Origin of the sequence: Bacillus sp. ISO11 (assembly GCF_003458115.1) — a bacterium.
In the GTDB taxonomy this organism is placed as follows: domain Bacteria; phylum Bacillota; class Bacilli; order Bacillales; family Bacillaceae_G; genus Bacillus_A; species Bacillus_A cereus.
On the sequence record NZ_QXCO01000016.1, the window covers coordinates 63,408 to 79,041 of the forward strand.

Sequence of the window (15,634 nt, forward strand, 5' to 3'; positions counted from 1 at the left end):
TGGTTCTTTTTTAAGCTTGCTCCTCAAAACGTCTTGCAATTTCCACAATAACTTGAACGGCTTTTTCCATAGTATCTACCGAAACATATTCAAATTTACCGTGATAGTTTTCACCACCAGTGAAAATATTCGGCGTCGGTAATCCCATATATGATAATTGTGATCCATCTGTGCCTCCGCGAATCGGATGAATATTTGGTTCAATGTCTAAACTTTTCATTGCTTCATATGCAATATCAACAATTTCTCTTACCGGTTCAATTTTTTCAAGCATGTTATAGTATTGATCATTCATTTCTAAAACGACTGCATCTTCGCCATACTTTTCTTGCATAGTCTTCACAATATTTTTAACGTTATTTTTACGCGCCTCAAAATTTTCACGATCAAAGTCTCGAATAATATAATACGCTTTACTTTGCTCAACATCACCATTTAAAGAAAGTAAATGATAGAATCCTTCATAGCCTTCTGTATATTCTGGCGCCTCTTCTACTGGTAAATACCCGTTAAACTCCATAGCTAGTTTAGTAGCATTGCGCATTTTATTTTTCGCTGTTCCAGGATGTGTATTCGTTCCGTTAAACGTTAACTTAGCACCTGCAGCATTAAAACTTTCATACTCTAAACCACCTAATGGACCTCCATCCATCGTATAAGCGAATGATGCACCAAACGCTTCTACATCAAAATGCGCTGGCCCACGACCAATTTCTTCATCCGGTGTAAATGCTACTCTTATTTTCCCGTGCTTAATTTGCGGATTATGTATTAAATGGTTCATTGCAACCATAATTTCTGTAAGACCAGCTTTATCATCTGCTCCTAGAAGTGTTGTACCATCAGTTGTAATAATGGTATGTCCTTTATATGATGGTAATTCCGGGAACTGCTCTGGTGTTAACACAACATTTAGCTCTTCATTTAACGTAATTGCATTACCATCAAAATTTTCATGAATTTGTGGTTTGACGTTTTTCCCTGTAAAGTCTGTTGCTGTATCTAAATGGGCTAAAAATCCAATTACAGGAACATCCTTGTCCGTATTAGCTGGAAGTGTTGCCATTACATAACCATTATCATCCATCGTTACTTCTGTTAAACCAATTTCTTTTAGCTCTTCCACTAATAACTTACCAAACTCAATTTGTCCTGGTGTTGTTGGTACTGTATGGCTTTCTTCATTTGATTGCGTATCAATTTTTACATATCTCGTAAATCTTTCAATAAGTTCTTGTTTCAAGTTCATTCACTCCCTTTTATGTTTCTCCCTCCATTATAATCCTTAAAACGAAATATTTTAACTTTTTTGAATGTGAAGATGTATATTTCATTTACATTGTTAACACTTTTACATATTTTACATAACAAAAAGAAAATTAGTGAACATATTTAAAGTACAGCTTAATACAAATAAATTCACCCTATTTACGACTCTCATCGCAAATAGGGTGTTTCTGTTTTTATCTCGCAATTTAAGAATATATACTACTCATTTACAATAAAAGTATATACATCATCATAAATACAGCCATTTACTTTAATCACATACTTCCCAGGTTTATTAAAACTAATTGTGTATTTATTTAACTGAATTGCTTCTTTATCTCCAGAAAGAATATCAATACTTCTGCCACTTAATACATACAATTCATTTAGATTCATCGTTACATCAATTATATTGAAATTTTCTACTTTCACTTGCTGTGCTTCCGCAACGCTTACACTTGGTTCTAAAAACAGTAGTCCACTTAATCCAATCGTCCCCGCTAAAGCAACTCCCGCAAACTTTTTAATCTGTTTCATTACAATGACCTCCTTATAGATTTTGTGTAAAGGTGATGTCCTCCCTTACACCACAAAGCCTATATGTAATGAAATGAAAAGTAAACGGGGACTGTAAGACAAAATTCTACATCTTTTTCTCCTATTGAATATAAATCCAACGTTCGGAGTTTTGACACATTTAAAATTGTTTCCCTAAACCAATTTCTCCATAATTTATTCAAAGACTGAATAATTACTTATTTATTTAACATTCTAAAAATAGTTGATAAAGATGCTTTCTATTCAAAAAAAAAGACTTTGCTATAAAAGTAACTTTTACAACAAAATCCATGCAACTAATTTTATTCCTCTTTCCATAATCTCTCTACATTCATTAATTGTTCTTCTTTAAACTCCATCTTATATATATCCGGTTTTGACGTATTCATTAAAAATTCAAAACCATATTGTTTATCAAAATAGTTTATCATTAATGTCATGACAAGCCCATGTGTACCAATTACAATTTTGCATCCTTGAAAATCCATTAAGATTTCTTTTAATACTTTCACTACTCTTCTCTGGCAATCTGCATATGACTCTCCTTCCGTTCGTGCAAAGTCCGGATTAGAGAACATCTTCTGTACAAGTGGATACACCTCTTTGTCTGATATAACCTGATCCTCACTTGAAAACATACACTCTTTAAGATTTTCATATACTACTATTTCTTTTTCATGGAAATTAGCTGACTCCTCTATCGTTAGCACAGCCCGATTATAAGGACTTGAAATAAAAGTATCAATCCTCTCCGCTTTTAATATGTCAGTTACTCTACGGGCATCCATATGTCCCCTCTCAGTTAACCCGCGCATTCTTTCATTTCCTTCTAGTTTTGGTGATTCACCATGTCTAACCATATAAATATATGTGCTCATAATTTCTCCTTAAAATTTTTTATAAAGTGAAACTTTAATTAGCCCTCACTAATCGGGCTTTTACAGGCAGCCCGCCCCCACCTAATTTCTTTGCTTCCGCTAAATTTTGAGGTGGGGGTCTTACTGCCCGGCAAATAGCGAGATAAGTTAATAAATCACGTTCATTTATCCCATTTCAACACTTAGGCGTAATACTAAAATACTTTATAAACTGTGCTGATTTGTTCGTCTAATCCATTCTCCTACTAAACTCTCAAATAATTCAGGCTGCTCAATTTGCAAATTATGCCCTGCCATATCTAACACTGCTAATGTTGCCCTTGGATATTCTTCAATAATTTCTATAATATTTTGATAACCTACTGATATATCTTGTCTTCCAGTCAGTAAAAGAACGGGATTTTCATATTTTTTACGCTGAAAATCCATAGTAAGAGAGTAATTCTTTTGCAACCTTTCAATAAATTCATCATTAGCAACATCTAACCCAGGCTTAATTTCTTCTTTAAATCGCTTATATGTATATTCATTTGCTATTACAGCTAACTCACAAAATTCCTCTCTTTCTGTGGAAGTGAGCGTATTTAAAAATTCCTCATCTTGTACAATTACCTGTTTATCTGGAAGAATCCTTTTTTCTGGCTCCGCTACAACAACAGGACATACTAATAGTAATCCGCTAACTCTCTCAAACATCTTTGCAAGTATACCTTTGGCTAAATAGCCTCCATATGATTCTCCTACCAATAAAAATTTTTCAGTAGAAATGATTTCCTCAATAAATGTGATAAGCACTTCTACTATACGATCTGAACTATTTATCCAATTTGGAGCATTCGATTTTCCCATACCAGGTAAATCAATATATATTCGCTTATAACCTTCATACTTCTGAAATACTGATTCCATACATTTCATCATTAACCTATGGTCAGGGGAGCAGCCATGTATGATAATGACTGGTTTACCCTCTCCCACAATTTCATAGTATATTTCTGCATCTTTAATTCGATATATCATAAAAAAGCCTCCCTATTTAGTGGCAATACTATTCCACTCTGTAAGAATACACGTTCTTATTTTATATCCTTTCTCAACATTTTCACAAATGTTAATTTTCAGATTAAAAATAAAAATCTCACCAAAAAAAGATACACATCATTTTATATGCAATTTTGCATCTCCACTTACAAATCACTAAAAAAACTTTACAATTCAAAGGATGACTAAATATACAATTTCTATTTAAAGTCTTGATACAGTCTATACTATCAACCGCAATATTTTTTCAACCTTAAGAATACTTACACTCTTTAACACTTTCTTATAAACATGATTTTTATAAGGAAATCTGATACAATTCTTAAATAATATTATTATGTATAGATATAACGAACATAGTGCATAATTAAAGAAGGTGATTTCATTGAAATTAAATAAAAATTTACAATTATGTATATTAATCGGAACATTGATATGCTATTCAATCTATTTTATGTTTTTCTATCTGTTCCCTACTCATTTTTCAAATTCAGATGTACGCTTCGCTTCACTTGTCGTTGAAGCCATTACGTTTGTATCACTGATTTACTCTATATATTCTAAGAAAGTCAGTTCAAATCCGTTTTGGATATGTATTACAATAGCAATTGGTAGTTTTTTATTAGGAAAAATAGTATATACATATCAAGATAGCTTCTTCGAAATTCCAATACATCGTTTTACGGTTTCTGATGTATTTTACATGTTTTTTCTATTTTTCTGTCTTATCGCTTTCTGCTATAAAATCTTAAAGGAATGCAATAAATGGGAAAAAGCGTTCTTTATTTGTGATATATGCATAGTGCTTACTTCCATATTCACATTAGAATGGTATTTATTTAATCAACCAAATTTAAATATATTCGCTCTTTCACTAGGAGATGTTTTCCTTTCATTTTTATACCCAATTGCAGATTTATTATTTCTACTGCTAGGTGTTAGTCTCTTTTTCCGTCCAACAATTTTTAATTCCAAACGGAAAATTTATATCTTTATTTTTGTATTAATAAGTTCTGCAACTTTTAACTATATTTATTTTTACTTAAATAACCACTTATCAACTGAAACTATAATATTATTACGTCTTTTATATAGAATACCTATATTACTTATTGCAATAGCTGGCTCTATTTCCGAAGATCATAATAGCCATAAAAATTATTTCCTTGTAAACCCTATAATAGGAAAAAAAGCTTTAGTTGTATTTCCCTATCTTGCTGTTGCAATACTAATCGGGTTTACATTAAAAGAACAAACATCCTCTTCAACTCTCATTACAGGAAATTGTATTACTTTTATTTTCGTACTCATTCGTCATTCTATCGTACGTATGCAAAACAATTCCTTAACAAAACGTTTGCAGGCATTTAATGCCCAACTAGAAGAAAAAGTTACTTTACGGACGTCTGATTTAGTTCATAAATCAGAGGCTCTTTCTCAAAAACAGCAAAAGTTTAAATCATTATATGAATATCATCCTGACCCTATCTTCACCATTGATTTAAATGGAATATTCTTAAATGTAAATAAGGCTGGGAGTGTACTACTTGGGGCACCAACGGATGAGTTACTAGGTGAAACTTGTTTTTCGATCATTTTAGATGAAGATAAGCATAAGCTAGCATTGGCATTAGAAAAAGTGAAACAACAAGAATCGGCATTCTTACAACTTAGTTCTCAATATAAAGATGGCTTTACTTATTTTTTATACGTTACAATCATTCCTATTATAATAGACGGACAAATTTCAGGAAGCTATATTATGGTGAAAGATATTACTGCACTAAAAAAACAGCAAGAAGAAATAAAATATTTAGCATTCCATGACACTGTAACGAAAATTGGGAACCGTGCCTTTTTCCATAAGAAATTAAAGAGAGTTATAAAAAATGCTAAAATAACAGAAAGCGAGTTTGCATTATTATATTTAGATTTAGATCGCTTTAAAGCAATTAACGATACACTTGGACATTCATCAGGAGATTACATATTAGAAGAAGTAGCAAAGCGATTCCAATCATGTCTTCCATCACATACTCATCTTTCAAGAATCGGTGGCGATGAATTTACAATCATAATTGAAAACTATACTGACGAAGATTACTTATTCCAATTATGTAACCAATTATTTGAATGCATGAAAAAGTCATTTATCATACATGAGCATAAATTAACTTTATCACTGAGTATCGGCATCGCTATTTATCCACATTCCGGAATCGATACCGCTACACTTCTGAAAAACGCTAATGTTGCAATGTATGATGCAAAAGCAAAAGAGCTTAACTCTGTCTCTATTTATGACGATGTAATCGCTAAAAAAATTGAAAGACGATTACGATTAGAAAAAGATTTACCAAACGCACTACAAAATGAAGAATTGTTCCTTTTGTATCAACCTCAAGTTGATAGTGAATCTAATAAAATTATCGGTGCAGAAGCTTTAATTAGGTGGAATCATCCTGAATTAGGTATTATTTCTCCATACGAGTTTATTCCGATTGCAGAAGAAACACTACAAATTATTTCAATAGGAAAATGGACATTAGAGCAGGCTTGCAAGCAAATGAAACGTTGGCACGCACTCGGATATTCACATTTAAAAATAGGTGTAAATTTATCTGCTAAAGAATTTGAACAAGAAGATTTTGTAAAATCTATTTCTTCTACTTTAACAAATACAGGTTTACCAGCAAGCTCTCTTGATCTTGAATTAACAGAGCGAATTGCAATGATGGATGAGCGAGAAACATTGATAAAACTGCGTACACTAAAAAGTTTAGGGATTCACATTTCTATCGACGATTTTGGTACAGGTTATTCTTCGCTAGCCTACTTACCTTTGTATCCAATTGATACGTTAAAAATCCCGAGAGAATTTATTACAATGTCTGAAACATGTGATGATGGAATGGAAATTATTAAAACGATCATCACATTAGCAAATACATTAGGAATGTCTGTCATTGCTGAAGGTGTAGAAACGAAAGAGCACGTAAATTTCCTTCAAAAAAATAAATGTCAGTTTATTCAAGGTTATTATTACAGTAAACCTATTCATATTCATGCATTTACTGAGCTATTAGAAAACGGCATTCACCGATAGTACATAACTAATTAGAATAAATAATAATGAATTTGAACAAATATAGTAAAAAGGAAAGAAGATACCTTCTTTCCTTTTGTTTTTCTATTTACATTTCTATTACTCCACCACTTCATTTATTATATCTATTATTTGATGAATTCCCTCATCATTTGTTTTCTTATATCCATTCATGTTTTGAATATATTTCTCCTTATTTGTATACAACTTATTTACTGCATGTATAAATGTATTCGTACTTACTCTGTCTTGGAGTATAACTTCCGCATATCCTTGCCGTGAAAAATATTCAGCATTTAAAACTTGATCTCCCCTGCTGGAACTGTTAGTTAACGGGATAAGCAACATCGGTTTCTTCAAAAATAACAATTCAGAAATAGCAGTAGAACCCGCTCTGGAAACTACAACACTTGCCATATTTAGTATATGCGGCAACTCGTCGCCTATATATTCAAATTGCATATACCCCTCCATGCCAATAGATGGGTCTACCTTCCCTTTACCACATATATGAATAATATTAAAGTTTAATAGTATTGTATCTAAACATTCCCTTACCATATCATTTATCCACTTAGCACCTTGACTCCCACCCATAATTAATAATACTGGTTTATCTTGCTGAAATTCACAATATCTTCTTCCTCGTAATACGTTACCCTTCTCAATTTCTTCCCTTACAATTGGTCCTACATAAACCTTCTTCTCATTACTTACATTTTCTCCTGTCTGAGGAAATGTTGTGCATAGCTTTGTAGCAAAAGGTAATGCTATTTTATTGGCAAGTCCTAATGTGCTATCTGGTTCACGTATAATTATAGGCACACGATTTAACCATGCTCCTATAGCTACAGGAACTGAAACAAATCCTCCTGCTGAAAAGATAACGTCAGGCTTTGTTTTCTTAATTAATTTATAACTTTGTAAACAACCTCGTATAATTTTAAAAGGATCTTTAAAATTTTCCCAATCCCAATATCTCCTAAGCTTGCCCGTTGAAACACTATTGTATTTAACATTTTGCACTAATGATTTTTCAATTCCATTTTTGGATCCAATATACTCGACTCTCCAGCCTTTCTCTATAAATTTAGGAATTAATACAATATTAATCATAACGTGTCCGGCTGTACCGCCCCCAGTAAAAAGAATCGTTTTGCTCATAACTTATACCCACCTTTATTATTAAAAATCTAGCTTTATATTTACCTTTTAAATGTAAATAAAATTATTATTTTTTATATAAATCTTTAACTCCACCTCTATATCTTGTAAAAGATCTTTAATGAGTTCATAAAAATCATTTCCATACTCACTACACTCGTATTGAGCAAAGATTTGAATCACATATCTAGTTTCCGTCTCTAATGCTGACTTTATTTGATTAACCCTTTTTTCTTCTACATACGCTTGATATTTATGTATTGCCTCATAAAGACGCAATACATGCGCTTCTTCATCTCTCCAATCCAACGCATCAACAATTAAAAGAAATAGCGTATTTTGATTATCTATTATTTCATAATCATTCATATATTTCTTACACCCTTTTTTGTTTTTCATTGCATGCAGATGTCACTACACTTCGCATACTCAAGTACATCTTTTAATGATTGATGAAATTCAATTTCTGGGATCCAACCTAACCTTTTTATTTCCTCTATTGCTAAACTCTCATTTGAGTCGCTCCCACTTTTCTCTGTTTCCTCTATAAAAAAATTTAGCTGTGTTAATTCTTTATATTGTTCTAGTACATTTAACAAAGATCGTTTTACTCCTGATCCGATATTATATTGTTTTCCATTTATTCCATCTCGTAATAACACATGATACGCTTTAATCGCATCACGTACATCTAGAAAATCTCTACTATCTTTCAAACTGTTTACTTCAATAATGGCTTTACTTCTACCTGATTCTATATCTATCATTTTCTTTGCGAGAATCGAACAAATGCCATTCGATTCCCCTGGACCAATTAAGTTTGAGGGCTTTGCAATGATAATATTTGAATCCATTAATCCTCCCCAAGCCTCTGCAATAATAACTTGCATCGTTTTACTTAAACTATATGGATTTGAAATTTTTATTTCGTTCATACTATCTGCTTGCAAAGCAGATCCTATAACTAATGTTCTACAATGCGAGGCTTCTTGCTTAATTGCTTCTAATAAATATAATGTTCCTATTACATTAACCTCTATATATTCAAGGGCAGCTGTCCAAGATTCTATAACCGAATTCCTTCCTGCTAAATGCAATACGTAGTCTGGCTTTATTTGTTTCATTACCTTCATTACTTCGCTCTTATTAGTTAAATTACAAGTAATACCATTTCTAATTTTTTCTCCATATGCACAATTTTGAAACATAGGAATTACATGAAAGCCCTGCTGTAAAAAATAGTGGCAAGCATGGCGTCCTGTGAAACCATTTGCACCAGTTATTAAAAGGCTCGCATTTTTTTTCATCGCAAAAACCCTCCTTTTAATAGCATTTGTTTCACCTCATGTTTTGCAAGTAAATCTTGTTGAGAACTAAAACTCTTCACATCCACTAGAGGATAGCTTGAATAATATTGTTGAAGTCCTTGTATAGGAATAGTCGGTAGTACCACAAAATAATTTTGATCAAAACTTATACTTGTTTTACTCTCTACCTCAGATAGAAGCATTTCACTTAATTTTTCACCCGGTCTTATCCCTACCTCTTTTACCTTAACATTTTCTTTTCCGGAATCTTCAATTAATACTTCTGCTAAATCTGTTATTTTACATGCCGGCATTTTCATAACAAAGATTTCCCCGCCTCTACCTTGAGATACGGCTTTAAATAACAACCCAACAGCATCTTCAACTGTTAAGAAAAATCTAGTCATATTCGCATCGGTAATCCCTACTTGTGAAGATTTTTTAATTTGTTGTTTAAAAAGTGGTACTACACTTCCACTCGTTCCTAAAACATTTCCACCACGAACACAAATGAATTTTGTTTTCTTCGTTTGTATATTCGCATGAACCATTAATTTTTCACCAATTGCTTTTGTCATCCCATACGTATTTGATGGATCAGCTGCTTTATCCGTTGAAACATATATAACTTTTTCAACTTGCATCTGTATAGAGGCTTCAATTACATTTTGCGTACCATGTATATTGGTTTTTATAGCTTCATAAGGATAATACTCACATACTGGAACATGTTTTAAAGCTGCAAGATGGAACACATAATGTACACCTTGGCAAGCATAGACTAGTTGATCTTTATCACGAATATCTCCAATAATAAATTTTAACCTATCATCATTTATAAACTGTTGCTGCATTTCAAACTGAACCGTTTCATTTCTTGAAAAAATTCTAATTTCTTTCGGTGATTTTTCTAATAGTTGTTTTATAAGTTCATGCCCCCACGAACCTGTACCACCAGTAATTAAAATTATTTTATTTAACATTCTTCTTCCTCCTACGAAACATCTCAATTTAAATAATATTTATTGAATTATTTTCAATTGATTCAAATCATAATCGTCGTTTGTTACATTTAATTGACAAAATAAAAAAACAGAAACTATTAAACGTAGTTTCTGTTTTTCATTTCATCTCACAACAGTAAGATTTTTTATACCGTTTGCATGATAAATAAATTCCTTGTAAAAAAACACCGCTCATTTATTTCTTATACTCGTAATAAAATAAATAGAATGATTCATAGCCAATAATCATATTTAAATTTATGAAAAAGGGAGGTAACGGAATGGACCGAAGCAATTCAAATCATACATATAACGGACCTTCCAAAGCACTGCCTCTCTCCCTATTCGACGTAAAAAATGAATTGAAACAAAAAAGCAAACTTATTCCTTCTGACACCATGTATAAATTAACGAAAGAAGAACAACTCATCATCAACAAAATAAAAATACAAACAGAACAACTAAATAAAAATAATGTTACAAGAACACGCGCATACTACCAATTTTACATTCAATATCCAGAAATACATTGGGCACTGCTTGGGCATATGGTATCACGTAACGGCGGTTGGAATATGACTGATTTAAAGGGCGATTTATATACGAGAATTTTATCAGAGAAAGATCAATTCATATTTTTTTCTTTTTTAGAAAGAGGGAATTGGCTTATTTTCCAAGATGTATACCCTCAATTTTTACTTTACGAACAAAGTGTAAAGAGATCACAAAAGTTATTTCACCTTCTCCCTCACCTAAATGTTTCTACATTTATGGAAACGATGTGGAACCATTTTTGGAAAACAGGTAACAAAAAAACTTTAGCAATTGCAACTATTATTAATGAACAAAACTACTTAGAAAAAAGAGTAATTCAAAATGTACAATTTAAAAAGACTGTACTAAATAGTATTGGATTTAAACTCTTTGATTTCTTTCAGTTTAATCATATCCTTTTCCCATTCTACGAAAATGATAAGAAACAAAAAGTATTACTATTTGGTGATACAATGAAACATTTCACTTCCTTACATGAACGGATATTAATTGGAAAAAGATTGTACTCATTATTATTTCGAGATACACATGTTTTATCTCAAATAATAAGCTGGGCTCAACACCATCCACATACAGGATCTAGGAAAGATTACTGGCCCCATTTATTTTCAAGTGTAAATGAATCTTTTTCCCGTGAGTTTTATAAGCGCCGAATTAAGAAATGCCAGTTACGAAATGGCGCTTATCGTATATACAGCCCTGCACTCATCTATGCATGGCGAGATATGAAGCATGAAGAAGTTGACAGTGAAGATTGGTTTACCGATTGGCAAGTTGTAAATTACTTAGTTGATAAGGAGGAAAATATAAATGGACAAATTACAGAAGACTACTGCAAAACACTCGAAAAAATTGAAATCGCCATTCTCGCAAAGAAAAATGTCCTCCTCCGAGAAGAAGAATGAGTTTCTAGCATTAGTAGTTACAATCTTTCTCTCTTCTATTATTGCAACTTGCTTAGATGCCTTTTTTGTTCATAAACAAATATATTCCTTTCCGGCTAGGCCCTTCTCATCCACATTTTCGGTTAATATAGCTTTTACATTGTTCGTACTGCCGATTTTAACAGTTATCTTTATACACATTTCAAAAAAATTATCTAAAGTTTCTAGAATTTCATTTATTATTTCAATCGGTATTTGTGCTAGCCTTTTTGAACAGATTGCTGAAAGTTTAGGTTTATTTGTACATAGTGCGAATTGGAACCATACATATTCTTTATTTGGTTATATAATTTTTCATTCTTTTATTTGGAACGTATATAATTGGATAAAAAAATAAAGAGACCATTATAGGTCTCTTCTTAAGCATACTCTTCCGTTATTACTAATGGTGTCAATGTTTGAAGGCTTTTAGAGCGTAAACGATAGGCAACGACTTTCTTCTTATATTGCTTAATGACATCAACATGTTCCTCATAGCTATATAGCGAAAATCTAATCTCTTTACTCCCTTTCTTCGTATCAATGACTATTGGCGTCCCTTCTCCGTGCGGCGGGAAATAATGTTTATCTAAAAACAACGCCTCATTAAATTCATAAATAACTTGTAGTTTCATTTCTCCCTCTATATTTTTTCCATCTATCGATATAGAAGTATTTTCCGCCTCAAGCTTTTGATGCAATTCAAATCTACTAATAATTGATTCTACAACAGAAGTGGGCATGCTAGAAACTAATACTTTAATAGCTCCAAAAACAAATAATGTAACTATAAACCATGTTGTCATTGTTATCATCTCCATTACATTTAAAAAATAAATTTCGTTCCATACGGTATTAGTATACTAATAAGTATTCCAGTTACAATCATCGTTACCGAACCGATAGTCGCTTCTTTCTCGCCTTCTTTCACTAAACGACTCACACCGATAATATGTGATGCACAGCCCATTCCAACTCCTTTTCCAATCGTACTTGTTATACGGAAAAACTTAAGTACTGTTGGTCCGATCATAGCACCTGTTATTCCTGCAACAACTACAAAACTAGAAGTCATAGATGGAATACCACCAATTTGATCCGCTATTGAAAGGGCAATTGGCATTGTCGCTACCTATGGTAAAGTAGTTAATATAAGTTCCTTATCTATATTTAAAATTCCGCCAATCACTACATTCATGCTCGTTACAGCCACTATACCTATCACTACTCCGATTAGTATCGATGAAAAATTTTTCATCAGTATCTTTCGCTCTTTAAATAGAGGTATGGCCAATGCTACAATTGCAGGGCTCAATAAGCTTGAAAGAATGTTTCCCCCATTTTCCCTATACTCATGATGAGAAATACCAAAAATCAAAAATAAACAAATCATAATTGCCGTAACTGTTAACACTGGTAACGTAAATGCAAACGTAAATTTTTTATATAGCTTTGTCGCCAAGAAATAAATTGCTACAGTAATAATAATTAAGACCATTTGAATCGTGCACCTTGTCGATTTTATTTTTTTGATGTGACTAATAATTGACTTATATACCCTGAAACAATCAAAGTTACTACAGTACTTGCAACTACTAAAAGGAATATAATACTTCCCGTACTGAAAAGAAAAGACCCGTATTCCATGAGCCCTGTTGTCGAAGGGATTAAAAATAACGGTAAAAATACGATTAACTTTTCCGAACCTAACTCAAACCATTTTAACGGTAAAACGCGAGTGGAAAGGAGCAGGAACAGTATTAACATCCCTATTAAATTCCCCGGTATTGATAGATGGAATATTTCCTGAATCCACGTACCCACTAGGCTAAATACATATAGCACGCCTACTTGAAGTAAAAGCGTCACGTACTTCATTTCTTTCCCTCATTTCACTATCACACATCCATATTATGAAATCTCATTTAGCGTGTCGGCAAACCGTTTAATTCCAAGTTGAATTTGTTCTATATTCGCTCTACCAAACGTAAATCGTATATATTCATTTTTCGAACCTAAAACACTGCCCGGAACAAATGCGACACCATTCCGTATAGATTCACCTAATAAGTGATATTCATCAAACTTTCCTGTTACTTTACACCATACATGTATTCCACCCTCTGGCACGAAACATTCAACTCGTTCTCCCAATGTTCCTTCAAGCTCTGCAATTAATTCATCTCTTCTTTGCTTCAATTGTCCACGAAGTATCGTAATATGTGTATGGAAATCCCTTGATTCTAAAAATTGATTTGCTACCCACTGCGTAAATACACTATGGCCAAAATCAACTTGTTGCTTTGCATCTGCTAAACGCTCAATTACGCGTGTAGGACCAATTACCCATCCAATACGTAATCCTGATGCAACAATTTTTGATAGTGAACTTATATAAAGAACATTTCCATTTTGGTCCATTGATTTTAATGTTGGGTTCACTTCTCCATTAAAAGAAATTAAACTATACGGATCATCTTCTACAATTGGTATACCGAACTCAGAAGACAGTTCTAAAATTTTTTTACGTCTCGCTAATGAAAGCACAGTACCCGTCGGATTCTGATAATCTGGATTCAAAAATACCATACGAATGCGATGCTTTTTGTGCAAATCGATTAAGTCATCTGGATTCATTCCATGCTCATCAACAGGTAAATGAAATATGTTTAAACCGGCCGATTTAAACATTGGAAGCGAAAAACAATACGAAGGATCTTCAATCGCAATCGCATCGCCAGGTTTTAATAAACATTGAACGATAAGATTAAGCGCCTGTTGTGCTCCAGATGTAATAAGAATAGAGCTTGAATCTGCTTCAATTTGTTTATATTGCTGAACATGTGCTGCAATTGTTTTTCTCAACATCTCATTTCCAAGTGGATGGTCATAGCCGAGATTTTCCATAAATGTTTTCTCCGCCAAAATTGTTCGAAATCTATCGCTCGGAATTAATTCTGGTGACAGTTCACCACTTGCTAAATTAATTAAATCATCTTTTTGTGTTTCCGTTCGAATTTGTTGAACGAGTGGTACGTTAGGTAAGAACGATCCATCCTCCACGTACCTACCCCAGTTCGGTATTCGTTTATGTGAGACACCCCATATGTCTGTATTAACCCGTGTTCCGCTTCCCTTTTGCCGTTCTACTACTCCAAGTGATTTTAATTCTTCATACGCAGCTACTATTGTACTCCGGTTCACCTGTAATTCCTTTGCTAACATACGCTCAGAAGGTAACTTACTATCAGAAGGAAATTCGCCTGAAGAAATGCCTCTTTCAATATAATCTGCAATTTGTTTATATACAGGTGTCTTATCTGCACGATTTGGTTTCCATTCCATATAGTTCCCTCCTTTCAAAACGAACTATCCTCATTTTTTACTAACAGTATTCACCGTAAAAATAGTATTAATTAGTCACATTTTCTTATCCGTAAATGGATATATCCAAAATGGTTCTCTTTCTGATTACTCAATAGCTTCTGAAATTCCAACTTCATACTCTCACTTCAGTTCTTTTACAAACTATTAAATCATTACCGCATACCATGTTACCCCAACTAGTAGAACAAAAAGAAGAAGAATATAGATTGCAGATAAGTTTTTCACATTTCTTTTTGTAGACTTACCGTAATTCTCCTCCACGTTTCTTGCAACTAGTACAGTCCCAAATAGCGATACAATTACAATAATAACGACTAGTGAAATTGCAAAACTCATTGTCTTTTCACCTCTCTAAGACCCATCTATTTTAATTAAAGAACTTACATAAAAACCTTCCTCTTTAAAACGTTGATAACATACTACCTTTCTTCTCTTATCATAA

At 32.7% G+C, this 15,634-nt stretch carries 15 protein-coding genes and 1 pseudogene; 3 read left to right on the plus strand and 13 right to left on the minus strand.

Annotated features, from left to right (window positions below; translation table 11 throughout):
* Positions 1–10 precede the first annotated feature (10 nt).
* The 4 genes from pepT to D1166_RS17665 form a co-directional block, all read right to left on the minus strand.
* Entirely contained in the window at positions 11–1,243 is a 1,233-nt protein-coding gene (pepT, locus tag D1166_RS17650) for a peptidase T (protein ID WP_000807014.1), read from the minus strand.
* Between the two features lie 245 nt (positions 1,244–1,488).
* Positions 1,489–1,806, minus strand: a complete 318-nt coding sequence (locus D1166_RS17655) for a hypothetical protein (RefSeq protein WP_000809493.1) — start codon at positions 1,804–1,806, stop codon at positions 1,489–1,491.
* A gap of 323 nt (positions 1,807–2,129) precedes the next feature.
* Entirely contained in the window at positions 2,130–2,705 is a 576-nt protein-coding gene (locus tag D1166_RS17660; RefSeq protein WP_000109183.1) for a histidine phosphatase family protein, read from the minus strand.
* Between the two features lie 204 nt (positions 2,706–2,909).
* Positions 2,910–3,725 (minus strand): alpha/beta fold hydrolase, encoded by an 816-nt coding sequence (locus D1166_RS17665; RefSeq protein WP_053513887.1) that lies wholly within the window; start codon positions 3,723–3,725, stop codon positions 2,910–2,912.
* A gap of 406 nt (positions 3,726–4,131) precedes the next feature.
* Between D1166_RS17665 and D1166_RS17670 the strand changes: the two genes are divergently transcribed.
* Positions 4,132–6,852 (plus strand): putative bifunctional diguanylate cyclase/phosphodiesterase, encoded by a 2,721-nt coding sequence (locus tag D1166_RS17670; protein ID WP_000773555.1) that lies wholly within the window; start codon positions 4,132–4,134, stop codon positions 6,850–6,852.
* A 99-nt stretch (positions 6,853–6,951) separates the two neighbouring features.
* On the opposite strand, the gene D1166_RS17675 is transcribed toward D1166_RS17670, so the two are convergent.
* From D1166_RS17675 to D1166_RS17690, 4 genes are read right to left on the minus strand one after another with little or no spacing between them, the layout of a single operon-like run.
* Entirely contained in the window at positions 6,952–8,016 is a 1,065-nt protein-coding gene (locus D1166_RS17675; RefSeq protein WP_016111208.1) for an undecaprenyldiphospho-muramoylpentapeptide beta-N-acetylglucosaminyltransferase, read from the minus strand.
* A 48-nt stretch (positions 8,017–8,064) separates the two neighbouring features.
* Entirely contained in the window at positions 8,065–8,415 is a 351-nt protein-coding gene (locus D1166_RS17680) for a DUF6572 domain-containing protein (RefSeq protein WP_118043366.1), read from the minus strand.
* Positions 8,412–9,323, minus strand: coding sequence for an SDR family oxidoreductase (locus D1166_RS17685; RefSeq protein ID WP_087967660.1), 912 nt, complete (start codon positions 9,321–9,323; stop codon positions 8,412–8,414). The genes D1166_RS17680 and D1166_RS17685 overlap by 4 nt, the downstream gene beginning before the upstream one ends.
* On the minus strand, positions 9,320–10,306 hold the full coding sequence (locus tag D1166_RS17690) for a UDP-N-acetylglucosamine 4,6-dehydratase family protein (protein ID WP_000932591.1): 987 nt from the start codon (positions 10,304–10,306) through the stop codon (positions 9,320–9,322). The genes D1166_RS17685 and D1166_RS17690 overlap by 4 nt, the downstream gene beginning before the upstream one ends.
* Positions 10,307–10,608: 302 nt before the next feature.
* Here D1166_RS17690 and D1166_RS17695 point away from each other — a divergent pair, with 302 nt between their 5' ends.
* Both D1166_RS17695 and D1166_RS17700 read left to right on the plus strand, forming a co-directional pair.
* Positions 10,609–11,787 carry a DUF2515 domain-containing protein gene (locus D1166_RS17695; RefSeq protein WP_000376162.1) on the plus strand — a complete coding sequence of 393 codons (1,179 nt, stop codon included), beginning with the start codon at positions 10,609–10,611 and terminating at the stop codon, positions 11,785–11,787.
* The gene (locus D1166_RS17700) at positions 11,762–12,163 is read left to right on the plus strand and encodes a CBO0543 family protein (RefSeq protein ID WP_033667178.1); all 402 of its coding nucleotides are present in this window, start codon (positions 11,762–11,764) and stop codon (positions 12,161–12,163) included. Before D1166_RS17695 ends, D1166_RS17700 begins: the two co-directional genes overlap by 26 nt.
* A gap of 22 nt (positions 12,164–12,185) precedes the next feature.
* Here the strand turns inward: D1166_RS17700 and D1166_RS17705 are convergent, their stop codons facing one another.
* From D1166_RS17705 to D1166_RS17725, 5 genes and pseudogenes are all read right to left on the minus strand, one after another.
* A complete protein-coding gene (locus D1166_RS17705; protein WP_097856401.1) occupies positions 12,186–12,611 on the minus strand; it encodes a YfmQ family protein in 426 nt (141 codons plus the stop codon).
* A gap of 20 nt (positions 12,612–12,631) precedes the next feature.
* Positions 12,632–13,303, minus strand: a pseudogene (locus D1166_RS17710) (LrgB family protein).
* Between the two features lie 23 nt (positions 13,304–13,326).
* Positions 13,327–13,683 (minus strand): CidA/LrgA family holin-like protein, encoded by a 357-nt coding sequence (locus D1166_RS17715; protein ID WP_097856400.1) that lies wholly within the window; start codon positions 13,681–13,683, stop codon positions 13,327–13,329.
* Between the two features lie 33 nt (positions 13,684–13,716).
* Entirely contained in the window at positions 13,717–15,150 is a 1,434-nt protein-coding gene (pdxR, locus tag D1166_RS17720) for a MocR-like pyridoxine biosynthesis transcription factor PdxR (protein ID WP_097856399.1), read from the minus strand.
* 186 nt (positions 15,151–15,336) lie between these two features.
* Complete coding sequence (locus D1166_RS17725; protein WP_000006459.1) at positions 15,337–15,528, minus strand: hypothetical protein; 192 nt, start codon at positions 15,526–15,528, stop codon at positions 15,337–15,339.
* Between the last annotated feature and the right edge of the window lie 106 nt (positions 15,529–15,634).

Excerpts from the sequence above, each read along its gene's own strand:
- D1166_RS17655 (WP_000809493.1), bottom strand. The coding sequence starts at position 1,806 with ATGAAACAGATTAAAAAGTTTGCGGGAGTTGCTTTAGCGGGGACGATT.
- D1166_RS17660 (WP_000109183.1), bottom strand. The coding sequence starts at position 2,705 with ATGAGCACATATATTTATATGGTTAGACATGGTGAATCACCAAAACTA.
- D1166_RS17665 (WP_053513887.1), bottom strand. The coding sequence starts at position 3,725 with ATGATATATCGAATTAAAGATGCAGAAATATACTATGAAATTGTGGGA.
- D1166_RS17675 (WP_016111208.1), bottom strand. The coding sequence starts at position 8,016 with ATGAGCAAAACGATTCTTTTTACTGGGGGCGGTACAGCCGGACACGTT.
- D1166_RS17680 (WP_118043366.1), bottom strand. The coding sequence starts at position 8,415 with ATGAAAAACAAAAAAGGGTGTAAGAAATATATGAATGATTATGAAATA.
- D1166_RS17685 (WP_087967660.1), bottom strand. The coding sequence starts at position 9,323 with ATGAAAAAAAATGCGAGCCTTTTAATAACTGGTGCAAATGGTTTCACA.
- D1166_RS17690 (WP_000932591.1), bottom strand. The coding sequence starts at position 10,306 with ATGTTAAATAAAATAATTTTAATTACTGGTGGTACAGGTTCGTGGGGG.
- D1166_RS17695 (WP_000376162.1), top strand. The coding sequence starts at position 10,609 with ATGGACCGAAGCAATTCAAATCATACATATAACGGACCTTCCAAAGCA.
- D1166_RS17700 (WP_033667178.1), top strand. The coding sequence starts at position 11,762 with ATGTCCTCCTCCGAGAAGAAGAATGAGTTTCTAGCATTAGTAGTTACA.
- D1166_RS17705 (WP_097856401.1), bottom strand. The coding sequence starts at position 12,611 with ATGACAACATGGTTTATAGTTACATTATTTGTTTTTGGAGCTATTAAA.
- D1166_RS17715 (WP_097856400.1), bottom strand. The coding sequence starts at position 13,683 with ATGAAGTACGTGACGCTTTTACTTCAAGTAGGCGTGCTATATGTATTT.
- pdxR (WP_097856399.1), bottom strand. The coding sequence starts at position 15,150 with ATGGAATGGAAACCAAATCGTGCAGATAAGACACCTGTATATAAACAA.
- D1166_RS17725 (WP_000006459.1), bottom strand. The coding sequence starts at position 15,528 with ATGAGTTTTGCAATTTCACTAGTCGTTATTATTGTAATTGTATCGCTA.